25 protein-coding genes are annotated in these 24,821 nt (G+C 56.4%); 21 read left to right on the top strand and 4 right to left on the bottom strand.

The features are described 5' to 3' along the window. Positions 1-13: 13 nt before the first annotated feature. The 8 genes from H0S68_RS14945 to kynA all read left to right on the top strand — a co-directional run bounded on the left by H0S68_RS14945 (position 14) and on the right by kynA (position 7,356). Positions 14-880, top strand: coding sequence for a cupin-like domain-containing protein (locus H0S68_RS14945; protein ID WP_197022773.1), 867 nt, complete (start codon positions 14-16; stop codon positions 878-880). Further along, the gene (locus H0S68_RS14940) at positions 867-2,090 is read left to right on the top strand and encodes an aminotransferase class I/II-fold pyridoxal phosphate-dependent enzyme (RefSeq protein ID WP_020827554.1); all 1,224 of its coding nucleotides are present in this window, start codon (positions 867-869) and stop codon (positions 2,088-2,090) included. The genes H0S68_RS14945 and H0S68_RS14940 overlap by 14 nt, the downstream gene beginning before the upstream one ends. Further along, on the top strand, positions 2,087-2,950 hold the full coding sequence (locus H0S68_RS14935) for an HpcH/HpaI aldolase/citrate lyase family protein (RefSeq protein WP_187961596.1): 864 nt from the start codon (positions 2,087-2,089) through the stop codon (positions 2,948-2,950). Before H0S68_RS14940 ends, H0S68_RS14935 begins: the two co-directional genes overlap by 4 nt. After that, positions 2,947-3,834 carry an acetaldehyde dehydrogenase (acetylating) gene (locus H0S68_RS14930; protein ID WP_142815034.1) on the top strand — a complete coding sequence of 296 codons (888 nt, stop codon included), beginning with the start codon at positions 2,947-2,949 and terminating at the stop codon, positions 3,832-3,834. Before H0S68_RS14935 ends, H0S68_RS14930 begins: the two co-directional genes overlap by 4 nt. After that, complete coding sequence (gene dmpG, locus H0S68_RS14925) at positions 3,818-4,819, top strand: 4-hydroxy-2-oxovalerate aldolase (protein WP_048760305.1); 1,002 nt, start codon at positions 3,818-3,820, stop codon at positions 4,817-4,819. The genes H0S68_RS14930 and dmpG overlap by 17 nt, the downstream gene beginning before the upstream one ends. Before the next feature lie 2 nt (positions 4,820-4,821). Beyond that, positions 4,822-5,772, top strand: a complete 951-nt coding sequence (locus H0S68_RS14920) for an ornithine cyclodeaminase family protein (RefSeq protein WP_142816396.1) — start codon at positions 4,822-4,824, stop codon at positions 5,770-5,772. Next, positions 5,766-6,260, top strand: a complete 495-nt coding sequence (locus tag H0S68_RS14915) for a MaoC family dehydratase (RefSeq protein ID WP_020827549.1) — start codon at positions 5,766-5,768, stop codon at positions 6,258-6,260. Before H0S68_RS14920 ends, H0S68_RS14915 begins: the two co-directional genes overlap by 7 nt. Positions 6,261-6,513: 253 nt before the next feature. Next, positions 6,514-7,356: a tryptophan 2,3-dioxygenase gene (kynA, locus tag H0S68_RS14910; RefSeq protein ID WP_020827548.1), complete on the top strand. Its 843-nt coding sequence runs from the start codon at positions 6,514-6,516 to the stop codon at positions 7,354-7,356. Positions 7,357-7,390: 34 nt separating this feature from the next. Here the strand turns inward: kynA and H0S68_RS14905 are convergent, their stop codons facing one another. Next, positions 7,391-8,320: a LysR family transcriptional regulator gene (locus tag H0S68_RS14905; protein ID WP_410528805.1), complete on the bottom strand. Its 930-nt coding sequence runs from the start codon at positions 8,318-8,320 to the stop codon at positions 7,391-7,393. A 98-nt stretch (positions 8,321-8,418) separates the two neighbouring features. Here H0S68_RS14905 and pcp point away from each other — a divergent pair, with 98 nt between their 5' ends. Next, entirely contained in the window at positions 8,419-9,066 is a 648-nt protein-coding gene (gene pcp / locus H0S68_RS14900) for a pyroglutamyl-peptidase I (RefSeq protein WP_048760299.1), read from the top strand. Positions 9,067-9,110: 44 nt separating this feature from the next. On the opposite strand, the gene H0S68_RS14895 is transcribed toward pcp, so the two are convergent. The 3 genes from H0S68_RS14895 to ydgT form a co-directional block, all read right to left on the bottom strand. After that, entirely contained in the window at positions 9,111-10,145 is a 1,035-nt protein-coding gene (locus H0S68_RS14895) for an NADP-dependent oxidoreductase (protein WP_128865374.1), read from the bottom strand. A 77-nt stretch (positions 10,146-10,222) separates the two neighbouring features. After that, positions 10,223-10,642, bottom strand: coding sequence for a universal stress protein UspC (uspC, locus tag H0S68_RS14890; protein ID WP_142815036.1), 420 nt, complete (start codon positions 10,640-10,642; stop codon positions 10,223-10,225). Positions 10,643-10,793: 151 nt separating this feature from the next. Further along, positions 10,794-11,009, bottom strand: a complete 216-nt coding sequence (gene ydgT, locus H0S68_RS14885) for a transcription modulator YdgT (RefSeq protein WP_012145712.1) — start codon at positions 11,007-11,009, stop codon at positions 10,794-10,796. A gap of 1,408 nt (positions 11,010-12,417) precedes the next feature. Between ydgT and flhD the strand changes: the two genes are divergently transcribed. From flhD to cheZ, 12 genes are all read left to right on the top strand, one after another. Further along, entirely contained in the window at positions 12,418-12,768 is a 351-nt protein-coding gene (gene flhD, locus H0S68_RS14880) for a flagellar transcriptional regulator FlhD (protein WP_122079707.1), read from the top strand. Beyond that, positions 12,768-13,352, top strand: a complete 585-nt coding sequence (gene flhC, locus H0S68_RS14875) for a flagellar transcriptional regulator FlhC (RefSeq protein ID WP_020827541.1) — start codon at positions 12,768-12,770, stop codon at positions 13,350-13,352. Before flhD ends, flhC begins: the two co-directional genes overlap by 1 nt. A gap of 158 nt (positions 13,353-13,510) precedes the next feature. After that, entirely contained in the window at positions 13,511-14,401 is an 891-nt protein-coding gene (motA, locus tag H0S68_RS14870) for a flagellar motor stator protein MotA (protein WP_020827540.1), read from the top strand. After that, positions 14,398-15,363 (top strand): flagellar motor protein MotB, encoded by a 966-nt coding sequence (gene motB / locus H0S68_RS14865; protein WP_020827539.1) that lies wholly within the window; start codon positions 14,398-14,400, stop codon positions 15,361-15,363. Before motA ends, motB begins: the two co-directional genes overlap by 4 nt. Positions 15,364-15,367: 4 nt before the next feature. After that, positions 15,368-17,341, top strand: coding sequence for a chemotaxis protein CheA (cheA, locus tag H0S68_RS14860; RefSeq protein WP_410528804.1), 1,974 nt, complete (start codon positions 15,368-15,370; stop codon positions 17,339-17,341). Positions 17,342-17,373: 32 nt separating this feature from the next. Next, a complete protein-coding gene (gene cheW, locus H0S68_RS14855; RefSeq protein ID WP_020827537.1) occupies positions 17,374-17,874 on the top strand; it encodes a chemotaxis protein CheW in 501 nt (166 codons plus the stop codon). Between the two features lie 171 nt (positions 17,875-18,045). Next, positions 18,046-19,716: a methyl-accepting chemotaxis protein gene (locus H0S68_RS14850; RefSeq protein WP_046373238.1), complete on the top strand. Its 1,671-nt coding sequence runs from the start codon at positions 18,046-18,048 to the stop codon at positions 19,714-19,716. Positions 19,717-19,800: 84 nt separating this feature from the next. Next, positions 19,801-21,426, top strand: a complete 1,626-nt coding sequence (locus tag H0S68_RS14845) for a methyl-accepting chemotaxis protein (protein ID WP_020827535.1) — start codon at positions 19,801-19,803, stop codon at positions 21,424-21,426. A 28-nt stretch (positions 21,427-21,454) separates the two neighbouring features. Further along, entirely contained in the window at positions 21,455-22,327 is an 873-nt protein-coding gene (gene cheR, locus H0S68_RS14840) for a protein-glutamate O-methyltransferase CheR (protein ID WP_046373240.1), read from the top strand. Beyond that, a complete protein-coding gene (locus tag H0S68_RS14835) occupies positions 22,327-23,376 on the top strand; it encodes a chemotaxis response regulator protein-glutamate methylesterase (RefSeq protein ID WP_048760294.1) in 1,050 nt (349 codons plus the stop codon). The genes cheR and H0S68_RS14835 overlap by 1 nt, the downstream gene beginning before the upstream one ends. 285 nt (positions 23,377-23,661) lie before the next feature. After that, on the top strand, positions 23,662-24,051 hold the full coding sequence (gene cheY, locus H0S68_RS14830; RefSeq protein ID WP_020827532.1) for a chemotaxis response regulator CheY: 390 nt from the start codon (positions 23,662-23,664) through the stop codon (positions 24,049-24,051). Positions 24,052-24,063: 12 nt separating this feature from the next. Further along, a complete protein-coding gene (gene cheZ, locus H0S68_RS14825) occupies positions 24,064-24,708 on the top strand; it encodes a protein phosphatase CheZ (RefSeq protein ID WP_041414707.1) in 645 nt (214 codons plus the stop codon). Positions 24,709-24,821 lie beyond the last annotated feature (113 nt).

Raw genomic sequence — 24,821 nt, 5'->3', positions numbered from 1 at the left:
GAAAACGGCAATCGTGAAACAGTTAACGACGGGGGTTCCCGTTCCGCGCATGACCTTTAAAGAGTTCGTCGCCTTTGGTGTTGAAGCTATTTTCCGAGCCGACGTCCCGGTCATTATTACCGATTTACCCATTGATACCAGCATAGGGGCGAGTGACCTGATTTCACAACGCTTGGGCGATGACAATGTCACCTTGTTCCGAGAGGCCAGTAATAAAGAAAATACCGAACGCTGGCAAACCATGAAAATTCAGCTGCGTGGTTTTTTGGAAAATAAAGAGTACCAAAGCGACAACAATACCTGGTATCGCGTGGTGTCCAATATTATGCACCGCCCCGAGGACGTCAATAATATCCTTGGCTTTGATGCTTTTTCCCTGTTGGCCTCCCGTCGTGGGTTGAACGCCGCCAATTTATGGGTCAGCTACCACGGGGTATTTACCCAAAGCCATTTCGATGAGCTGGAAAACTTTAATATTTCTTTGCAGGGCAGAAAACGGTTCATTCTTTTTCCTCCGGGCCGCAGAGATTACTATCCGCGATCTATCCTGCAGGGGTTCGGCGATAAATCGCAGGCCTTTGATTTTGACAATATCGACCCGCAGCGTTTTCCCCGCTTGGCGGCAAAAATCCCGCAGCGCCGCGACTTTATTTTAGAACCCGGCGAAATGCTGTATTTGCCGCTGGGGTGGTGGCACCAGGCCGAATCTTTAGACGACCTGAATATCAACGTTAATTTTTGGCTGTGGGATCTGAAAATCCTGCGTCGTCCTTATGTTTTCTACTCCGCGCTCTACACGGCGGCTTACCGCAAGTTTAAAGGCATCTACAACTATCAACCAGAACCCACCAAGAGGAAGGCACTTGATGAGCAGCCGTAAGCAGATCATTCCCACGAACAAATTCCGCAACAACGATAAGGCCATCGGCATAGGCAATCCTTTCTGGGATATGTCAGAGCAAAACGGCCTTGCGGGTATCGTTGCCGGGCTCGATAACGACCTGTTGTCTACCCAAAGTGGCCATCAGTTTGTCAATTTCAGCTGCTGCTCGTACCTGAACCTGGACTCCCACAGCAAGGTGGTCGAAGGTGCTATCGACGCGGTGCGCCGCTACGGCGTGTTGGATCACTGCATTGCCCGCAGCCGGGTCCAGCTCCCTGCCATGAAGGAGTTGGAAGCGTCGCTGGGTGAGCTGTTCCAGGCTGATGTACTCAGCGGCGTGTCAGCGAGCAGCGTCAGCGGCGGCTTGCTTCCTCTTATCGCTTCGGGCCATTTAGGCAACGGTGTGCGGCCTTTGATGATTTTCGATAAGCACGCCCACGTGTCGCTGGCGGCTGCCAAACCCGCCTGTGCCGATGAAACCGAAGTCGTCACCTGCAATTATCATGATTTGAATTTCATTGAAGACTGCTGCAAGCAATATCAACGGGTCTGTTACGTGGTCGACGGCAGCGATAGCCTGGGGGGCTATGCTCCGGTCAAAGCCCTGGCTGAACTGCAGGACAAATACGGCCTGATGGTGTTTTACGACGATTCGCATTCGATCTCCGCTTATGGCGAACGCGGTGTTGGCTATGTTCGTTCCCATAGTCCGGCGTTGGATGAAAACACCATTATGGTGGTCACGCTCAACAAAGCTTTCGGCACCAGCGGGGCGGCGATATTGCTCAACGGTTATTCGCAGCAGATGCTGCGCCTGGTCGAACGCTTTGGCGGCGGGCTCAACTACTCGCAAAACCTGAATACGGCGGCCATCGGCGCCAGCCTGGCGTCGGCGGAAATTCACCGCACGGATGAATTGCCCCGGTTACAAAAGAAACTGTACGACAACATCGCGCTGTTCGATTCCCTGATCCCGACGGAGCAAAGCGGCAATACCTATCCGATCCGCCTGGTGCCGATGAGCGATGACCGGGTGATCGAGGCGGGGCGCCAGGTGATCGAGGCTGGCTTCTATGTCTCGCCGGTGTTTTTCCCTATCGTCGCCAAAGGCACCGCCGGCCTGCGAGTCATGATGCGAGCCGGACAAACGCAAGAGCAGATCCGAGGCCTGTGCCAGGTGATCTCTGCTGTCAGGGGGCCGCAATGACGGATATCACCCGGGCTGTTCCCCGCAGCATTCTGTACACGCCGGCCTTGTCACTAAACCGTGTGGTCAAGGCTCTGTCTTATGACGCTGATGTGCATTTGATGGATCTGGAAGACTCTGTTCCTGGCCCGGCCAAGGCAGAGGCCAGAAACATCTGCCGTACGGCTCTCGATAATGCACCGCCCTCTGCCAATATTGCCGTGCGAATCAACGCGCTGGGCACGATTGACGCTTTGCATGATCTGGTGATGCTGTGTTCCGGTCAAACCACGCCCAGTTTTATCGTGATGTCGATGGTTCGAACCCCTGCCGAGGTGGTTTTCCTGCGTGAAACCTTCGCCTCAGCCGGAAGGTTCCCAGAAATTTACCTGACGATAGAGACCGTCGAGGCCATTACCGATCTGGATAATGTCGCGGCGGTGGCGGATGGGCTGATTTTCGGCTCTGCAGATTTGGCGGCCACTTTAGGGGTGCCGATCACCTGGTCGGGGATGCTGGCCGCTCGTCAGGCGATGGTGTTGGCGAGTGCCAGACATGGTATTGGCTGTATCGATACCGCCAACTATCGGCTTTCCGAACCCGACGTGTTGGCCAATGAAATTCAGTGCGTCAAAGATCTGGGTTTCCATGGCAAAGCCACCGTTCATCCCAGCGAGCTCGAACTGATCAACTCGACGTTACGGCCCTGCGAGAGCGCACTCTTGGCGGCAAGCCGCATTACCGATGCTGTGAAAGCGGCGCAAGGGGGAATTGCCTTGTTGGATGGACACATGGTGGGGCCGCCTTTTGCCCGCATGGCGCGCAATACCCTGCAATCAGGCAAGGCCTGGGCCGCTCGTTTCAGTAGAGGTAACTCATGACGCTCTCCGTCGCTGTCATTGGAACCGGCGCCATCGGCATGGATCTGGTCAATAAGATCCAGCGTTCCCCGCTGCTGCATTGCGGGTTGCTGGCGGGGCGCAACAAGGACTCCGCCGGTCTTGAGGTCGCAGCCCGCTTGGGTTGCCCGACCAGCGCCGGTGGCATTGACGCTGTGTTGGCGTCGCCAACGCCTTTTGATGTGGTTTTCGACGCCACCAACGCGATGTCGCATGTCAGGCATTGGGCGCTGCTGCGTCCGTTGGGCTCCTTAATGATCGACTTAACCCCCAGCCACCTGGGCAAAATGATCGTGCCTACGGTGACGGGAACCGAGGCGCTGACCGAGCGCAATGTCAGCCTGATCAGCTGCGGTGGACAGGCGTCGATACCCATTTTGCATGCCCTGAGCCGACATTTTCGCATCATCGATATCGAGGTGGTGGCGACCGTCGCCAGCAATATTCTGGGGCGGGCCACCCGGATCAACATCGACGAATATGTGGACACCACGCAGCGGGCGCTCAGCGCTTTTACCGGCGTAGCCAACACCAAGGCGATCCTCAACATCAGCCCGGCCGCGCCACCCGCCATGTTCAGGGTCACCATTTTCGCCGGTATTCCAGGGGTCACAAAGGAACAGATCACTCCGGTGCTTGCTGAGGCCGTTGAGGCGGTGCGGGGATTCTCGGCGGGCTATTCGCTTACCGCTCTTAACGTCAGCGAAGGACGCGTTTCGATCTCGCTGGAGGTGGTTGCCAGCAGCAAGGTGATGCCTGAATACGCCGGGAATCTGGATCTGATTAATTCTGCCGCCATCCTGGTTGCCGAACAGTATGCGAGCTATCGAAATAAAACGGAGGGGGCTAATGGCCATTCTGATTAACGACTCAACCCTGCGTGATGGTCAACACGCCGTGAAGCATCAGCTCACGGTGGCTCAGTTACGAGACTACGCGACGGCGGTAGATAAAACGGGAGTGGCGATTGTCGAGGTTGGCCATGGCAACGGGCTTGGCGCCTCCTCGTATCAGGTCGGGCGCGCGGCGTTGAGTGATGAAACCATGCTGAACACCGTGCGCGAGTGTTTGCAAAACAGCAAGATGGGCGTGTTTATGCTGCCCGGTTGGGGAACCATCGTCGATCTGTCGAAGGCGTTATCCTGCGGTGCGGATGTGGTGCGCATCGGTACCCATTGCACTGAGGCAACCCTGGCCGAACGTCATCTGGGATGGCTGCGTGATCACGGGGCAGAAGCGCATGCGGTACTGATGATGAGCCATATGGCCACTCCCCAACAGTTAGCCGATCAGGCTCAACTGCTGGTGGAGTACGGTGCGCAGGCCGTCGGCATCATGGATTCTGCCGGCAACCTGTTGCCGCAGGATGTGACCGAACGCATCACCGCGATGCGGCGGCAGGTGGATGTGCCGCTTATTTTCCACGCCCACAATAATTTGGGCATGGCGGTGGCCAACTCGGTTGCCGCCGCTCAGGCCGGCGCTAGCGTGATTGATGGCTGTGCCCGCGGATTCGGGGCTGGGGCAGGGAACACCCAACTTGAAGTTCTGGTACCGGTACTGGAACGTTTGGGGTTCAACACCGGCATCGACCTTTATCATTTTCTCGACGCCGCCGAGCTCGCCGCCCGGGAACTGATGGTCACTCCACCGATGATCGACTCCGTGGGCATTGTCAGTGGCCTGGCCGGCGTTTTTTCCGGCTTTAAAAATCCGGTGTTAAGCCATTCGGCCTCTGCGGGGGTCGATCCGCGTGACGTCTTCTTCGAATTGGGAAAACGTCAGGCCGTGGCCGGGCAAGAAGACCTTATCGTAGAAGTGGCCGCGCAGTTGAAGAGGATCGCCCTGTGACGATGCAAATCATCAATGCAGCTGAAATGTCCGGAGAGATCCGACTGCGGCAGGTCATGGCGATGCTGAGTGAGGCGTTCGGGGATTTACGTCGCGGTGACGAACAATCACCGACGCGGACCTTACTCCAGCATGGTCCTTCAGAGACGTTGATCAGCCCGGCGGCCTGGAACAGACGCGGTGTCGCCAGCGTTAAAATCACTACGCTCACGCCCGGCAATGCTGAGAGAGGGTTGCCATTGATCCATGGGGTGGTGCTGCTCACCGACATCGATACGGGCCAGATGCTGGCCTTGTTCGATGGCGCTAGTCTGACCGCGTTGCGAACCGGTGCGGTGGCCGGACTGGCGACCCAGCTGTGTGCTCCGGAGCAGGCTGGCGATCTTGCTATCCTCGGGGCAGGGGTTCAGGCACGGGCCACGCTGCTGGCGATGCTGGCGGTGCGGCAGATCCGCAGGGTGCGCATTTTTTCCCGTTCGGCGCTCAGAACGCAAGAGTTTGCGCACTGGGCTCGTACGCTGACCACCGCGCCGGTCAGCGTTTGCAGTAGCGCATTCGAGGCCGTGCAGGGGGCGGATCTTATCTGCACCACCACCTCAACCCGTGCCCGTGAACCTTTGGTGTATGCCGATTGGGTAGCGCCAGGGGCCCACCTGAACATTATCGGCGGCACCCACGAGGACGCCATTGAGGTCGACCCCGCGTTATTGAAAACCGCCTTTGTCGTGGTGGAAACCGGCGCGGCTGCCAGGGAGGATGCGGGGGAGATTCGAAGCGCTATGGCGGAAGGATACATTCAGCCTGAAGGACTGAATGAGCTGGGCGCTCTCGTGTTGGGTGAGTCCGCTGCAACGGCGGGGCAGACCACGGTATTTCGCAGCGTGGGGCTGGCCATCGAAGACACCGCTGCCGCGGTGGCGCTATACCCATTCAGGGAGAAAAAACCATGTTAAGAAAAGTCGGCGAAAATGAGTATCAGGAAGAGCACGGCGGGGACTATGAAGACTTCGAAACCGGCATGACGATCAAACACTGGCCGGGGCGCACGCTTTCCGAAGCCGACAACACCTGGCTCACCCTGTTGACGATGAATCAGCACCCTTTGCATTTCGACAAGGCCTATGGCGCCCAAGCGGAATATGGCCGCGTTTTGGTCAACAGCAGCATCACGTTGGCGTTGGTCAGCGGGATGACCGTGCAGGCATTGTCTGCCAGGGCGGTGGCCAATCTGGGCTGGGAAACGGTGCGCCTGAAAGAGCCGCTTTTTGTCGGTGATACGCTTTACGCCATCAGTAAGATCCTGGCTAAACGGCCGTCAAAATCCCAACCGAACAACGGCATCATTACGGTGGAAACGCGGGGCATCAAATCCACGGGCGAAACGGTGATCACCTTCGAACGATCCTTTATGGTTCGACGACGAGATTACAGAGAGCCTTGATTTTCAGCGGTTCGGGGATCGGCAGAGCAATGTTGATGCTCAGGAGTCGCTGATCCCATCCCCGCGGATAATCACTGCGGGGATTTTCAATCCAGGCAGACATAAGGAGGGAATCAACCTGACATGACCAACCCTGAAATCTGCGAGGCAACTCTCGTTTATAGTCCTTCGGGTTGGGGCGATATGAACTATTGTTTTCTGTTTGCAGCACGCTACACACCGCTTCCGGTCGTGGGCGCAGCGGAGATAACAGATGAACAAACGGGAATTAGAAAGCGCGATTGTCACCGATTTTTCCAAACGCATGAGCTATGGCGACTATCTGTGCCTGGATCAACTGCTGGACTGCCAGCACCCGCTGTCCAACCCGCAACACCATGATGAAATGCTGTTTGTGGTGCAGCACCAGACGTCGGAGCTGTGGATGAAGTTGATGCTGCATGAACTGCAGGCGGCGCGGATGCTGGTGCAACAAGATAAGCTCAGTCATTGCTTCAAGATCCTGGCGCGGGTCAAACAGATCCAGCGGCTGCTGTTCGAGCAATGGGCGGTGCTGGAAACCCTGACGCCGTCGGAGTACGTCGAGTTTCGCGACGTGCTGGGCAGTTCATCAGGCTTCCAGTCCCATCAATACCGTTCGATTGAGTTTTTGCTCGGCAACAAGAATGCGGCCATGCTGGCGGTGTTCAGCAACGATGCGGAAAAACACGCGGCGCTGAAGGCCATTCTTGAAGCGCCGAGCCTGTACGATGAATACCTGCTTTACCTGTCTCGCCACGGTCTGCCGATCCCGCAGGAGTGTATCGAACGTGACTGGACGCAACCTTACCAACGTAATCCAAACCTGCTGCCGGCCTTTAAAGAGATCTATGACCATCCACAAAAGTATTGGGAAGCCTATGAAATGGCCGAAAAGCTGGTGGATATAGAGGAAAGTTTCCACCTGTGGCGTTTCCGGCATATGAAAACGGTAGAGCGGATTATCGGCTTTAAAACGGGCACCGGCGGTTCGAGCGGCGTCAGCTTCCTGAAAAAGGCGCTGGAGCTGACTTTCTTCCCTGAACTGTTGGATGTGCGCACCGAAATCGGCGCCTAGCTTAGGGCCTTAATCGTAGCAGGAGGGGCGCTTCTCATTCACTCTTCCCCCAGTTCAGTTGGGTAAGGGTGTCGCACAGCCAGGTCAGCGCCGGATCGCGCCGGGCCTGGCGACCGGCAACCAGATCGATAGAAAACGTGCTCACCGCCAGTTCTGCCGGTAGCGGCAGAAAGCGCACCTTCGTCGGATCGGCAAACTGGCTGGCGACGCTGTGTGCCAGGGTTGCTATCAGATCGCTGCCGGCGACTACCGCAGGCAGCGCCACGATATGCGAAAATGTTGCGGCCACCCGTCGCTCCAGCCCCAGTTCCGCCAGTCGACGATCGATAATCCCGCGGGCGGAGCCGTCGTCCGAGGGGGCGTAAAGGGCATGGGGCAGGCCGACGTATTGCGCCAAGCCCCAACTTTCGGCAGCTAACCGCGGATGATGCCGGCTGGCGATACAGGTAAAGCTTTCGGTAAACAACGGCTGCACCAGCATGCCCTTCACCGCCTCGATATGCCCGCCCAACGCCACATCTATCTCGCCACTCTCAAGCTGTTGCACCACATTGCGGCGATCGAGCCGGGAAACCCGGATATCGATACCTGGAGCATCCTGCCGCAGTCGGCTGATAATGGTGGGCAGCAGCGTGATATCGGCGTAGTCGCCGGCGGCTAGCCTGAAGCGGCGCTGGCTAGCCGTCGCGGGATCGAAGCGCGTCGGCGGCGTCAGCGTCTGGTGGATTTGTTCCAGTACCGGGTGGATTTGCAGCATCAGTTGGTGAGCACGCGCGGTTGGCAACATGCCGCCGCCGCTGCGGGTAAACAGCGGATCGTCAAACAACAGCCGCAAGCGCGACAGCGCATTGCTGACCGACGGTTGGGCACGGTTCAGACGTCCGCCGGCAGCGGTGACGTTACGCGTTTGGTATAACGCCTCAAACACCACCAGAAGATTGAGATCGACGTTGGATAAATTCATTTTATGAATACTCTATATATAGATAATCCATTTCCAGAATCATAGCGCGTTGTTTAGGCTGAGAGCACGCGGATTCAATAACAACCTGAGGTGTGATGATGGAAAGGGTATTGGTGACCGGCATTGAGCCGTTTGACGGGGATAAGGTTAACCCTTCTTGGCAGGTAGCGCAGGCGCTGGCGGGAGAGCGGATCGCCGGCGCAGAAGTGGTGGTGCGTCAATTGGCCTGCGTGCTGGGGTTGTCCAACCAGCAGCTGATTGCCGCCATCGAAGAGCTGCGGCCCAAAGCCGTGATCTGCCTGGGGCTGGCCGGCGGGCGCGGCGAAATTTCCGTTGAACGGGTTGCCATCAATCTGATTGACGCTCGCATTCCCGATAACGCCGGAAAACAACCGATAGACATCCCGGTGGTGGAAGGGGGACCGGTGGGCTATTTTTCCACGCTGCCGGTGAAGGCGATCGTGCATCATTTACATCAGGCAGGCATTCCGGCCGCGGTGTCGCACACGGCAGGCACTTATAATTGCAACCAGCTTTTCTACGGGCTGAGCCATCATATCGCCAGCCAAAATTTGGCGATCAAAGGTGGGTTTATCCACATCCCTTACAGTCATGAGCTGGCGGTCAATCATCCGGGAAAACCCAGCCTGGCGTTAGCCGCAATGATTGAGGCGGTACGCAGTATTGTGCATACCACTCTGACGGTCGATGAGGATTTATCTCTCAGTGGCGGTGCGTTGCATTGAGGGCATAGCAGGGCGCGGCAGTACATCACCGCGCCCAGTGGGGATTACTCGTCGGCGACGCGGATCACCAATTTGCCGAAATTCTTGCCCTGCAACAGGCCAATGAATGCCTGCGGTGCATTTTCCAGTCCGTCGACCAGGTCTTCACGGAATTTGATTTTCCCCTGATCGACCCATTCGCTCATTTGCTGCAGGAATTTATCAAAGCCTTCCGCGAAGTCATCGAAAATGATGAAGCCTTGCATACGGATGCGCTTGCGTAAGATCAAGCCCTGCAGCATCGGCAAGCGGTCCGGCCCGGCGGGCAGGTCGGTGGCGTTATAGTGGGCGATAATCCCGCAGACTGGAATACGTGCCTGGGTATTCAGCAGCGGGATCACTGCATCAAACACCGCACCGCCGACGTTTTCATAATAAATATCGATGCCTTGCGGGCAGGCGGCGGCCAGTTGCTCAGCGAAGTCTGGGGCTCGGTGATCGACACAGGCATCGAAGCCCAGCTCTTCCACCACATAGCGGCATTTCTCTTTACCGCCCGCCACGCCGACTACCCGACAGCCTTTCAGTTTGGCGACCTGACCGACGACCGAACCGACGGCACCGCTGGCGGCGGCGACCACCAGGGTTTCACCGGGTTTCGGCTGGCCGATCTCCAGCAGCCCCATATAAGCGGTGAAGCCCGGCATGCCCAGGACGCCAAGCAGACGAGAAGGATGCGCCTGATGAGGGCCGAGGTTACGTAAGCCGCTTCCGTCAGACAGGGCATAATCCTGCCAGCCGTCGTAGCCTAATACCCAGTCACCGGGTTTGAAATCGGGGTGCTGTGATGTCACGACCCGTGAGACCGTGCCGCCCACCATGGTTTCGCCAATCTGCACTGGCGGGGCATAAGAGGGCGCGTCGCTCATGCGGCCTCGCATGTAAGGATCGAGCGACAGGTAGACGGTGCGCAATAACACCTGGCCGGCGGCGGGCTGCGGCGTAGCGACGGTTTCCAGACGGAAGTTGTCTGCGACAGGTTCGCCGTGCGGGCGAGAAGCCAACAGAAAACGGCGGTTTTGTTGTGTAGACTGAGACATCAGGCATTCCTTATGCGGACAGAGAGTCTAAGTCTAGTCAATCATCGAAAAGAGCGAATGGCCTAATGTGCTCAGCGTTACAGTGGGATGATCAGCACGTCGATACGGCTGGTATTGATAAAGCGCGCGGCAGAGCAGGAGATTTTGTTCATCATGCCGTCGCTGTGATTACCGCAAACCACCAGATCAAAAGGTTGCCGTTGGCTGGCATAGTTCAGGCTGTCGGCCAGTTCGCCGTGGACGATCAGCGTGTTGGCAATCGGGTAATCCGCCTGCAGGCGAAGTTCTTCCAGAAACAGCAGCGTTTCTTCTTCCATCAGCGCACGCAGGTCGCCCAGCATGGGGCCCGCAAAGTTATTGAACATTTCTGGATTGGCGATGGTGCTTAGCAGGGTAATTTTGCCGTTATAAGGACGTACGATGGAGACGGCTTTTTCAACCAGGCGGTGGCTGTCTGCCGCCACGGCGACGGTAACCAAAACGTTTTGATATCCCATCTTCCACTCCTGTTTCCTGTTGATAGGGCAAAGGGTAGAGCCTGGTGAAGTGAATAAATGTGTTTTGTATCACGCGCGCCAATAAATCCGCGACAGATGGCCGTTATTTAGCAATAAAAGATAAATTACCTGCGCGCGCAATGAATGCAAATTATAGCACCTGTGCCCACAGCGTTTTCGGCACCTTGCCCAAATCGAAGAGTTTTCCTGCAACCAGCTCAGCGCGACGATGATCGGCGGCGCGATACATGTTGCTGATTTCAATGTCATTATCGATGGAGTAGTTAAGCTTGTCGTACACTTTCTCCACGCTGTCCAAGCTGGTGCATTTACGGAAAGTCATCAGGTAATCCAGGGTATCGGTCATGATTAAAATATAGCCTGTTAAGAGTTGTAGCCGAACGAAAAAACATCACTCTGTCATCGTGACAGCAGCAAAAGCGTGATGTGCGACCTGAAAAATTAATTTCAAATAAATAAATTGCGATACGTAATAATTGTCTGCGCGCAAGTTTCCCTGCTCTGAGAATAATAATATGCCCATGCGCCGTCGGCAATGGCATCTTGCTGATCTGTACACAAAATAGGGAAAGCCTCAGGTTGGGGAGCAAGGTGCTGGGGGGCAGAACCGCTTGCCAATGCGCCTGGCGTTGAATTCCGGTTTTTTTTAGGGGCCAGTAGGGCGGTTTATAGCTGAGGTTGGACGTTTTTTATCCCGATTGCGCCCCTGCTCCGGCAGCAGGTTGCCTGTCCGAGTCGCCAGGATTAATCGAACGGCCCGCGACGCGGTATTTTCCACACCGCATGAGATAGTCGCCCCTCAGAGAAAAATAAAACGAAACTGCGTTTTACTTTATTAGTGCTACTGAAACTAACAGCACTTATTCTCGGCGCATAAACATCAGCCAAGATCTAATTTTTTTCGTGGCGCTGAAAAACTATTAAAGTTTTAATTAATACTGCCGATAAAACGTTTTGCCATTATCCCGCCTAAAAAACCACCCGAAGCTTGCGACTTTCATTCCATTTGTCAGGAAACAAATCGTTACCTCTGTTTTCTTGTTTACAACGTAACCGAGCCGTTGTTAATCGAATTGGAACATTCGTCGAAAAATAAAACAGGAGATTCCCGCAAGCTTAAGTCAAATCCGAAACCTAATAACCTTATAGTTTACATGCGTTATATTTCAATGCGGATAGTTTATTGTTTATTAAACGGTTATTTATACTGTCTTTATCGGCTACGAGCAGATTTTTGTTCTGTTATTTTAGTTTGGTGATGCTTTTGTTCGAATTGATCTAAAAAAGATATTTTTTTGGCTTATATACATTGTTTTTAAGACGTTTTTTTACTTATGTCTGTTTTGTGAGCGAAAATGCGGTTAAAAACCATACTGGTAACGGGCTATTTGGCTTAATTATTTTTTATTTTTGTGATCTAGATCACATTGTATTTAAAATTGCCTCTCACTTACATTGTGTGTGCTAATGGTTCAGGGGTAGAGTTGCGCTGCATTAGGAATAATCTTATTAATTTTGTAAAAATAGTTTCACGGTGATTAAACACCGCTGGAGCAAAATGCTGTACATCCATACACGTTGGTTTGCGCACGTATCAAATACTGAATGATGGTCCGAATTTAGTGATGTTGAAAAATTTATAACGGTCGTTATTCAGGGCTTCATTGCCAACTTAGGGAACAAACCCAGGTCACGGGCGATAAAAATTATCACCCAGCGTATGTTTTTAAACATAGTCTGTCGGGATGGGGAATATGGGTACGTCTGAATTACTTAAGCATATTTATGACATCAATTTGTCATATTTACTTTTAGCACAGCGTCTGATTAATGATGAAAAAGCCTCGGCAATGTTCCGTTTGGGTATCGACGAAACCATGGCCGATGCGCTTTCTCAGCTCACGTTACCGCAAATGGTCAAATTGGCTGAAACCAACCAGCTGGTCTGCCACTTCCGCTTTAACGATCACCAAACCATCGAGCGTCTGACAAAAGAGTCTCGCGTGGACGATCTGCAGCAAATCCATACCGGTATTTTGCTCTCAAGCCATTTACTGCAAGAACTGTCGGCGAAAGACGGCAGTGCGACGAAGAAAAGAGCTTGATGATGGCAGAGAAAAGTATTGTTCAGGAAGCCAAGGATATTCAGCTGGCCATGGAGCTGATTACGCTGGGTGCGCGTTTGCAGATGTTGGAAAGCGAAACGCAGCTCAGCCGTGGGCGTTTGATCAAGCTCTATAAGGAGTTACGCGGCAGTCCACCGCCGAAAGGGATGTTGCCGTTCTCGACGGACTGGTTTATGACCTGGGAACAGAACATCCATTCATCGATGTTCTACAACGCCTACAGTTTCCTGATGAAAAGCGGGCACTGCACGGGCGTTGAAGCAGTGATTAAAGCCTACCGTCTGTATCTGGAACAGTGCCCGCACCAGCCGGGTGAGCCGCCGTTGCTGGCGCTGACGCGAGCCTGGACGCTGGTGCGCTTCGTCGATAGCGGCATGCTGCAGCTTTCTGCCTGCAACTGCTGCGGCGGCACTTTTATCACCCACGCGCACCAACCGTTGAACAATTTTGTTTGCAGTTTATGCCAACCCCCATCCCGCGCAGTAAAAAGACGTAAACTTTCGCCGCAACTGGCCGATATTATTCCTCAACTGCTGGACGAGCAGGTTAAACGCGCAATTTGAGCCGGCGGCAGCGCCGGTTTATCCAGATTTAAACCGATTGGTGAAATGCAGGGTTCGGCGTGCCGAACCCAAAGGCGCAGCTCAGCCTGTTGTGCCTGTGCGGCTCATATGCGCGCTTAGCCCACCTTCCATCCACATTGTTAATTTAAGGAATGCGTGTGTTAGTTATTTTGGGTTATCTCGTGGTATTGGGTGCGGTCTTTGGGGGCTACCTGATTGTGGGGGGCCATCTGGGCGCGCTTTATCAGCCGGCAGAATTTCTGATTATCGGCGGCGCGGGTATCGGCGCTTTTATCGTGGGCAACAACGGTAAGGCAATAAAGTCCACCCTGCGCGCCATTCCCAAGCTGATGCGTCGTTCGAAATACAGCAAAGATCTCTACATGGATCTGATGGCGCTGCTGTTCCGGCTGCTGGCCAAATCCCGTCAACAAGGCATGCTTTCCCTCGAGTTCGATATTGATAATCCGCAGGAAAGTGAAATTTTCTCTAATTATCCCCGCATTCTTGCCGATAACACCCTGGTGGAGTTTATTACCGATTACTTACGGCTGATGGTGAGCGGCAACATGAATGCCTTTGAGATCGAAGCCTTGATGGACGAAGAGATCGAAACCTTTGAACAGGAAAGCGAGGTGCCGGCAGGCAGCCTGGCGATGGTCGGTGACTCGTTGCCGGCCTTCGGCATTGTTGCGGCGGTGATGGGGGTGGTGCATGCGCTGGCCTCGGCCGACCGCCCGGCAGCCGAGCTGGGGGCGTTGATCGCCAACGCGATGGTCGGCACCTTCCTGGGCATTTTGCTGGCTTACGGCTTTATCTCACCGCTGGCGACCCTGTTGCGACAAAAGAGTGCCGAAAACGTCAAAATGATGCAGTGCATCAAGGTCACTTTGCTGTCCAGTTTGAATGGCTACGCGCCGCAGATTGCGGTCGAATTCGGCCGTAAAACGCTATACACCACCGAACGTCCCTCCTTCGTTGAGCTGGAAGAACATGTGCGTCGCGTGAAGGCGCCGGCACAGCAGGCGACGGAAGAAGAACAGGCATGAAACAGAATCACCCGGTTGTTTTGGTCAGAAAACGCAAGTCGCATCACGCCAGCCATCATGGGGGTTCCTGGAAGATTGCCTACGCCGATTTTATGACGGCAATGATGGCTTTCTTCCTGGTGATGTGGCTGCTGGCGATTGCCAGCCCGCAGGAACTGACGCAAATCGCCGAATACTTCCGCACGCCGCTGAAGGTGGCGCTGACTTCCGGCGACAAGAGCAGCTCTGAAAGCAGCCCGATCCCCGGCGGCGGCGACGATCCTACCCAGCAAGACGGGTTGGTGAAAAAGCAGATTGATACGCTCGAGAAGCGTGACGAAGAGCTGCGGCTGAACAAGCTGCGGGAAAAACTGGACGAACTGATTGAGTCCGATCCGCGCCTGAAAGCGCTGCGGCCGCATCTGTTGATCAACATGATGGATGAAGGCTTGCGCATTCAGATCATCGACAGTCAAAACCGTCCGATGTTCAAAACCGGCAGCGCGCAGGTAGAAAGCTATATGCGCGACATCCTGCGGGCGATTGCGCCGATCCTCAATGACCTGCCGAACAAAATCAGCCTGTCCGGCCACACCGACGATATTCCCTACGCCACCGGCGAGCGCGGTTACAGCAACTGGGAGCTTTCTGCCGATCGCGCCAACGCGTCGCGGCGCGAGCTGATCGCCGGCGGGCTGTCGGAAGGGAAGGTCCTGCGGGTGGTCGGCATGGCCGCCACCATGAGCCTGAAACAACACGGCGCCGACGATGCCATCAACCGTCGCATTACCGTACTGGTGCTCAACAAACAAACCCAGCAGGGCATTGAACATGAAAATGGCGAAAGCAACGCGATGGAGATTGCTCAGCCGGTCGATTTAAAACCGTTGGCCCCGTCGGCGACGGCTCCGGCCACCCTCATTGCACCGGAGCAGCCGGCGGCTGTCCCTGCACCGACTAACAGCGACTCACAGCAGAGGTGACCCCGTGAGCATGGATATTAGTGCGTTTTATCAGACCTTTTTTGATGAAGCAGACGAGTTGCTGGCCGACATGGAGCAACACCTGCTGGAGCTGGATCCGCTGGCTCCGGACATTGAGCCGCTGAACGCCATTTTTCGCGCAGCGCACTCGATCAAGGGCGGTGCGGCGACCTTTGGCTTTTCGGTGCTGCAGGAAACCACTCACCTGCTGGAGAACCTGTTGGACGGTGCGCGGCGTCAGAAAATGAGCCTGAGCACCGAGATTATAAACCTGTTTCTGGAAACCAAAGACATTATGCAGGAGCAACTGGACGCTTATAAAACTTCGCAAAAGCCTGACGTCGACAGCTTTGAATACATCTGTCAGGCGTTGCGGCAGCTTGCGTTGGACGCACAGCAGCAAGATGCCCCCGCAGCACCTGCCGTCGCGCAACACGCCGTCGCAGCACCGGCGGCCATCGAAGGCGGCATGCGGGTTTGTCTGTGTGGTCTGAAGCCGAACGAAGTCCCGTTGATGCTGGAAGAGTTGGGCAACCTGGGTGAGGTGAAAAACCCGCATCAGACCGAAAACAGCCTGGAAGTGACGCTGCTGACCTCCGCCAGCGAAGATGACATCAGCGCGGTGCTGTGTTTTGTACTGGAGCCGGAGCAAATCAGTTTCACCACGCCGCCTCAGGCTGAGCTGCCGCCGGTAGCGATCGAGCCAGTCGCTCCCGTTGCCGTTGCGCCCGTGGCCGCCAAACCGGCGCCGACGGTGGCAGAAACGCCCAAACCGCGCGCCAAGGCCAGCGAATCCACCAGCATCCGCGTCGCGGTAGAAAAAGTGGACCAATTGATCAACCTGGTCGGGGAGTTGGTGATCACCCAGTCGATGCTGGCGCAGCGCTCCGGCAGTCTGGATCCGGTGAATCACGGCGATCTGCTCAACAGCATGAGCCAGTTGGAACGCAACGCACGCGACCTGCAAGAGTCGGTGATGTCGATCCGTATGATGCCGATGGAATACGTATTCAGCCGCTTCCCTCGTCTGGTGCGCGATCTGGCCGGCAAGCTGAACAAGCAGGTGGAATTGCAGCTGCAGGGCAGTTCTACCGAACTGGATAAGAGCCTGATTGAACGCATTATCGATCCTCTGACGCACCTGGTGCGCAACAGCCTGGATCACGGCATTGAAGATCCGGCCACGCGCCTCGCGGCGGGCAAGTCGGAGGTGGGGAACCTGATCCTGTCGGCAGAGCATCAGGGCGGCAATATCTGTATCGAAGTCACCGACGACGGCGCCGGCCTGAACCGCGAGAAAATTCTCGCCAAAGCGGCTTCACAAGGGCTGGCGGTCAGCGACAGCATGAGCGACGAAGACGTCGGCATGCTGATTTTCGCGCCGGGCTTTTCTACCGCCGAGCAGGTGACCGATGTTTCCGGCCGTGGCGTCGGCATGGACGTGGTGAAGCGAAATATTCAGGAAATGGGTGGGCACGTCGAAATCCATTCCCAGGCGGGCAAGGGGACCTCTATCCGGATCTTGCTGCCGTTAACGCTGGCGATCCTCGATGGCATGTCGGTCAAGGTGAACAATGAAGTGTTTATCCTGCCGCTCAACGCGGTAATGGAATCTCTGCAGCCGCAGGCTGAAGATCTGCATCCGTTGGCCGGTGGCGAGCGGGTGTTGCAGGTGCGCGGGGAATATTTGCCGCTGGTGGAGCTGTTCCGGGTGTTCGACGTGGCGGGGGCCAAAACCGACGCCACCCAGGGCATTGTGGTGATCCTGCAAAGCGCCGGCCGCCGCTATGCGCTGTTGGTGGATCAACTGATCGGCCAGCATCAGGTGGTGGTGAAGAATCTGGAAAGCAACTATCGCAAGGTGCCGGGCATTTCCGCCGCCACCATTCTCGGTGACGGCAGCGTGGCGCTGATTGTCGATGTCTCGGCGCTGCAAACCCTGAACCGCGAGCAGCGTCAGACGGACGCGGCTGCATAATAATTAATCTATTGATTTAAAGGGTGAATGACATGGCAGGACTGGCAACCGTCAGCAAACTGGCTGGCGAAACGGTAGGGCAGGAGTTCCTGATTTTTACCTTGGGTAACGAGGAATACGGCATTGATATCCTCAAGGTGCAGGAGATCCGCGGTTACGATCAGGTTACGCGCATTGCCAATACTCCGGCCTTTATCAAGGGCGTCACCAACCTGCGCGGCGTGATTGTGCCGATTATCGATTTGCGGGTGAAGTTCGCCCAGCAGGACGTGTCCTACGATGAAAACACCGTGGTGATCGTGTTGAACTTTGGTCAGCGGGTGGTGGGTATCGTGGTTGACGGCGTGTCTGACGTGCTGTCGCTGACCACCGAACAGATCCGCCCGGCGCCGGAGTTTGCCGTGACGCTGGCCACCGAATACCTCACCGGGCTGGGCTCGTTGGGCGAACGCATGCTGATCCTGGTCGATATCGAAAAGCTGCTGAGCAGCGAAGAGATGTCACTGGTCGACAGCGTCGCGAAAAGCGCCTGATCCGCTACCCGTAGGGGCGCGGCATGCCGCGCCCTGATTCGAAAACCGGACAAACCCAAACTCTGCACAAAATAGTTACCTCTCCTCATAAAGTTCTTCCCTGCCGCGCCGATAACTCTGTCAATCAACGTAATCAGGGCCTGTCCGCGCGGGCGTTCAACAAGGGAAAACATGTTTAATCGTATGAAGGTGGTCACCAGCCTGTTACTGGTGCTGGTGTTATTTGGCGCCTTGCAGCTGGTTTCAGGCGGGCTCTTTTTCTCCTCACTGAAGAATGACAAAGAAAACTTCGCCGTTTTGCAGACCATTCGCCAGCAGCAGTCCGAGCTGAACGAAAGCTGGGTCAACCTGCTGCAGGCTCGCAACACGCTGAACCGTGCCGGTATTCGTCACATGATGGACGCCAATAACATCGGCAGCGGCGCCAGCGTCACCGAACTGTTGGCTCGCGCCAAGAGCAACCTGGTGGTTGCGGAACAGCACTATGCCGCCTATGACAAAATTCCTCTCGACGCCCGCCAGGACGCGCAATCGGCCGAAAAGCTGAAACAGCAATACGGCATCTTGCAGGGCGCGCTGACCGAACTGACCCAACTGCTGGGTGAAGGCAAAATCAACGCATTCTTTGACCAGCCGACGCAAAGCTATCAGGACGCGTTCGAAGACATCTACAACATCTATCTGGCGCAAAACGACAAGCTTTACCAGACCGCGGTTGAAGACAGCAATAAGTCATTCAGCTTCGCCATCTGGACGCTGGTGGTGGTGCTGTTGGTGGTACTGGCCGTGATTGTGCTGGTGTGGAGCGGTATTCACCACATTCTGGTGCGCCCGCTGAACCGAATGATCGAACACATCAAGATGATTGCCGCCGGCGATTTGACTCAGCCGATCGCCGTGACCAGCCGCAATGAAATGGGCGTGCTGGCAGCCAGCCTCAAGCACATGCAGAGCGAATTGATCGACACCGTCAGCGGCGTGCGTCAGGGTGCCGACGCCATCTACAGCGGCGCTTCCGAAATTGCCGCCGGCAACAACGATCTCTCTTCACGTACCGAACAACAGGCTGCCTCGCTGGAAGAAACCGCCGCCAGCATGGAGCAGCTGACCGCGACGGTGAAACAGAACGCCGAAAATGCCCGTCAGGCCAGCCAACTGGCATTGAGCGCCTCCGAAACCGCGCAGAAAGGCGGCAAGGTGGTGGCTAACGTGGTGCAGACCATGCACGACATCGCCGGCAGTTCGCAGAAAATTGCCGACATTACCGGCGTGATCGACGGCATTGCCTTCCAGACCAATATCCTGGCGCTGAACGCGGCGGTCGAAGCGGCGCGTGCTGGTGAACAGGGCCGTGGCTTTGCGGTGGTGGCCGGTGAAGTGCGTAACCTGGCGCAGCGCAGTGCCCAGGCGGCGAAAGAAATCAAAGGCCTGATCGAAGACTCCGTCAATCGCGTCGATATGGGCTCGGTACTGGTAGAAAGCGCCGGGGAAACCATGGGCGATATCGTCAATGCCGTGACCCGCGTTACCGACATCATGGGTGAAATCGCTTCGGCGTCGGACGAACAGAGCCGCGGTATCGATCAGGTCGGCCAGGCGGTGGCGGAAATGGACCGCGTCACTCAGCAGAACGCCTCGTTGGTGGAAGAGTCGGCGTCTGCGGCAGCGGCGCTGGAAGAACAGGCCAGCATGCTGACCCAGTCCGTGGCGGTATTCCGCTTGAAAGCGGCAGGTCAGGAAGAGTTCAAAATGCCCGTCAGCAGCAAGGCGGCAGTAACACCGGTACTCAATCATAAAAAAATGAACGCCAGCGATCCGCAGGATAACTGGGAAACGTTCTAACCGGCATTGGGCCTCCCTGCATTCACGTGGGAGGCCGATTCCCCGTCGTAAGCTGGCCCTCGGCCGGCTGCAAGGAGGTTCATAGTGTTTAACCGAATCCGCGTCTCTACCAGCTTGTTTCTGTTGTTGATGACTTTTTGTGTTATGCAGTTGGCCACCAGCGGCTTGTCGTACACCGCTTTCCGTTCCGATAACCACAATCTGAACCTGATCACCCTCGGCAGCCAACAGCGCGACGCCCTCAGCCTGAGCTGGGTTTCCCTGCTGCAGGCCCGCAATACGCTGAACCGTGCCGGGACCCGTGCGGCGCTCAAACTGCCGCAGGATCAGGTCAATGCCTTGATGGGCAACGCGCGCAGTTCGCTGCAGAAAGCCGACCTCTATTTCAACCAGTTCCTGGCCGTGCCGCGTAACAGCGAGCAGGAACAGCAGCTGACCGAAACCACCAAAGCCAGTTACGACCGGTTGCGCAGCGCGTTACGTGAGCTGATCGGTTTCCTGGAAAACGATCGGCTGCAGGCCTTTATGGACCAGCCGACGCAGAAAACTCAGGATCTGTTTGAAGCGGATTTTGTCCAGTATCTGCAGTTGGTAAACGCCAACGTGAGCGAAGCCAATGCGGCGAATCAGCAATCCTTCACCCTGTCCGGTTGGCTGGTGGCCGGTGCGGTACTGATGTTGCTGGTGGTGACCGGCAGCGCCATGTGGTGGTTACGCAATATGCTGGTGCAGCCGCTGAACATTATGCGCAGTCATTTTGACCGCATTGCAGCCGGTGATCTGGCCACGCCGATTCAGGTGTATGGCCGCAATGAGATCAGCCAACTGTTCGCCAGTTTACAGCGCATGCAGCAGTCGCTGATCGGCACCGTTGGTGCGGTACGTGACGGTGCCGAGTCGATCCTGATTGGCCTGCAGGAAATCTCCGAAGGCAACAACGATCTCTCTTCCCGCACCGAGCAGCAGGCCGCCTCGCTGGAAGAAACGGCCGCCAGCATGGAACAGTTGACCGCGACGGTGAAACAGAACGCCGATAACGCACGTCAGGCCTCTCAGCTGGCGCGTGACGCCTCTACCACCGCAGCCAAGGGCGGCGAACTGGCGGGCGACGTGGTGACCACCATGCATGACATTGCCAACAGTTCGCAGAAGATTGGCGCTATTACCAGCGTTATCGACGGCATTGCCTTCCAGACCAATATCCTGGCATTGAACGCGGCGGTCGAAGCGGCGCGTGCCGGTGAGCAGGGGCGCGGTTTTGCGGTGGTGGCGGGCGAAGTGCGTAATCTGGCACAGCGCAGCGCCCAGGCGGCAAAAGAAATCAAAGGTCTGATCGACGAATCGGTCAGCCGGGTCAAGCAAGGTTCGGTGCTGGTGGAAAACTCCGGTGCCACCATGCAGGACATCGTCCGTTCGGTCACTCGGGTTACCGACATCATGGGCGAAATCGCCTCGGCGTCCGACGAACAAAGCCGCGGCATTGAACAGGTCACGCAGGCCGTGACCCAAATGGATCAGGTAACCCAGCAGAACGCCGCGCTGGTAGAAGAAGCCGCCTCGGCGGCCACCGCACTGGAGGATCAGGCGATTACCCTGGCCGATGCGGTGTCGGTATTCCGCCTGGCGGACGATAACTTCACCGCGCAGGCCAACCATCAAGACGCAGTTTCACCCGTGGTAAAGGAAGCCCCAGATTGTCAAACCGCATAAGCAGCCCGTTTTTTTTGAGTGATATGGCATGAAGCCGGCGCCGTCGAACCCTAACAGAGACCCTGCGACATTGTTGACGCAGATGGTGCAGCGCCTGCCGTTGCTGGACGTGCATTTTCGTCGCATCAGCCAACTGATTTATCAGCGTGCCGGCATCGTGCTGGCAGAGCACAAGCGCGAGATGGTTTATAACCGCCTGGTGCGACGCCTGCGGCTGCTGGGCCTGAACGACTTTGGCGATTATTTGGCGCTGCTGGAAAGCGATCCTAACAGCGCCGAATGGCAGGCGTTTATCAATGCCCTGACCACCAACCTGACGGCGTTTTTCCGCGAAGCGCATCACTTCCCGATCCTGGCGGAGCACGCGCGTCAGCGGCCGAACGGCTACAGCGTGTGGAGCACGGCGGCCTCGACCGGCGAAGAGCCTTATTCGATTGCCATCACCTTAAGTGAGGTGCTCGGGCAGCGCGCCACCGGCTGCCAGGTATGGGCCAGCGATATCGATACCCAGGTGCTGGAGAAAGCGGAAGCGGGCGTTTATCGCCAGGAAGATCTGCGTACCCTGACGCCGGCGCAAATGCAGCGTTATTTCCTGCGCGGCACCGGTCCGCATCAGGGGTTGGTGCGGGTGCGGCCGGAGCTGGCGGGGCGGGTGAATTTTCAGGCGCTCAACCTGCTGGCGCCAGAGTGGGCGTTGCCGGGGCAATTCGACGCTATTTTCTGCCGCAACGTGATGATCTATTTCGATAAGGCGACACAGGAGCGCATTCTGCGCCGCTTCGTGCCCTTGCTTAAACCGGGGGGCCTGATGTTTGCCGGCCACTCCGAGAATTTCAGCCAGATCAGCCGGGATTTCTACTTGCGTGGGCAGACCGTGTATGGCCTGACCAAGGAGAGGTAATGAATAAAATCAGAGTATTGAGCGTAGACGATTCGGCCCTGATGCGGCAGCTGATGACCGAAATTGTCAACAGCCATCCCGATATGGAGATGGTGGCGAGCGCGCCCGACCCTCTGGTCGCGCGCGATCTGATCAAAAAGTTTAACCCGCAGGTGCTGACGCTGGACGTCGAAATGCCGCGCATGGACGGCCTCGACTTCCTCGAAAAACTGATGCGTCTGCGGCCGATGCCGGTGGTGATGGTGTCGTCGCTGACAGGCCAGGGGTCGGAAATTACGCTGCGCGCGTTGGAGCTGGGGGCGGTGGATTTTGTCACCAAACCGCAGCTTGGCATCCGCGAAGGCATGTTGGCCTACAGCGAGCTGATAGCTGAAAAAATTCGCACCGCGGCCAAGGCGCGCTTGCCGCAACGCTCCAGCAGCCCGGCACCGGCGATCCTCAGCCATACGCCGCTGTTGAGCAGCGAAAAACTGATTGCCATCGGGGCCTCTACCGGCGGCACCGAAGCCATTCGGCAGGTGCTGCAACCGCTGCCGGCCACCAGCCCGGCGTTGTTGATCACCCAGCATATGCCGCCGGGGTTTACGCGCTCGTTCGCCGAGCGGCTGAACAAGCTGTGCCAGATTACGGTGAAAGAGGCCGAGGACGGCGAACGCGTGCTGCCGGGCCATGCCTACATCGCACCGGGCGATCGCCATATGGAACTGTCACGCAGCGGTGCCAACTATCAGGTGAAGCTGCATGACGGCCCGGCGGTCAACCGTCACCGGCCATCGGTAGACGTGCTTTTCCGCTCGGTTGCGCAGTACGCCGGTCGAAATGCGGTTGGCGTGATCCTGACCGGCATGGGCAATGACGGCGCGGCGGGCATGTTGGAAATGCATCGTGCCGGTGCCTATACCCTGGCGCAAAACGAGGCCAGCTGTGTGGTGTTCGGCATGCCGCGTGAGGCGATCGCCACCGGTGGAGTGAATGAAGTTGTCGAACTGGATCGCATGAGCCAACGCATGCTGGCGCAAATTGCCGGTGGCCAGGCGCTGCGTATTTGATTTTTACCCTTAATTATACCCGTCGCCTTTCGAGCCGCAGCGTTGTTACCTGCTTACAAGGCCCATCCATGGTCCTTGCCCTTTCAGGGCCGCTGCAAGCAGCGTTCAAATCTGTTCCCGACAGATTTGTCGCTCACCCCAGTCACTTACTTGAGTAAGTTCCTGAGGATGAGCGAGCTGGTCGCCTGGCTGCAACTCGAAATTCATAGGGTATATAGGGGGTTATAGCGAACAGCTGCCGTGAGGCTGGCTGTTGTTTGGATTAGGTAAACCTTGGGAGTATATATGGCAGATAAGAGTCTCAGATTTCTGGTGGTGGATGACTTTTCCACTATGCGTCGCATCGTCAGAAACTTGCTGAAAGAGTTGGGATTCAACAACGTAGAAGAGGCCGAGGACGGTGCGGATGCGCTGAACAAACTGCGTGCCGGCGGCTTCGATTTCGTGGTGTCCGACTGGAACATGCCGAATATGGACGGCCTGGAACTGTTGCAAACCATTCGTGCCGATGGCGCATTGGCGGCGATGCCAGTGCTGATGGTGACGGCGGAAGCCAAGAAAGAAAACATTATCGCGGCGGCGCAGGCCGGTGCCAGCGGTTACGTGGTGAAACCTTTTACGGCGGCGACGCTGGAAGAAAAGCTCAATAAGATTTTTGAAAAACTGGGCATGTAAGGAGAGAGGGCGATGAGAGACATTCCAATGCCTGCCAGCGATGCGGCAACCGCGGGGGAGATCATCTCGCGCATTGGCCAACTGACGCGGATGCTGCGCGACAGCATGCGCGAACTGGGGCTCGATCAGGCGATCGCCCAGGCGGCAGAGGCAATCCCGGATGCACGCGATCGTCTTGATTACGTGGTCACCATGACGGCGCAGGCGGCGGAACGGGCGTTGAACTGTGTGGAAGCGGCGCAGCCGCGCCAGGCACAGCTGGAGTCCGAAGCCAAAGGATTGAAAGGCCGTTGGGACGAGTGGTTCGCCAACCCGATCGAGTTGGACGACGCCCGTGAATTGGTTACCGATACCCGTCAGTACCTGGATCAGGTGCCGGAACATACGGCGTTCACCAATGCCCAACTGCTGGAAATCATGATGGCGCAGGATTTCCAGGATCTGACCGGCCAGGTGATCAAACGCATGATGGACGTGGTGCAGGAGATTGAAAAGCAGCTGCTGATGGTGCTGATGGAAAATATTCCTGAGCAACCGGCGAAAGAGAAAAAACCGAACGACAGCCTGCTCAATGGCCCGCAGCTCGACCAGAATGGCGCCGGCGTTATCGCCAATCAGGCGCAGGTGGACGATCTTCTGGACAGCCTGGGTTTCTGATAGCTCCTGGGGCGCATTTTGTTGCGCCCCAGACAGGCAGCACTGCTCCTGCATCCCCAATCTTCCCCATCCCGCAAATAACCGTCCTTTTCTCCCGTTGTTCCACCAATGAA

It is taken from the genome of Serratia sp. AXJ-M (assembly GCF_046531865.1).
Lineage (GTDB): Bacteria > Pseudomonadota > Gammaproteobacteria > Enterobacterales > Enterobacteriaceae > Serratia > Serratia liquefaciens.
Note: the sequence above shows the minus strand (reverse complement) of the source record. Positions and strands in the feature narration are given on the sequence as shown.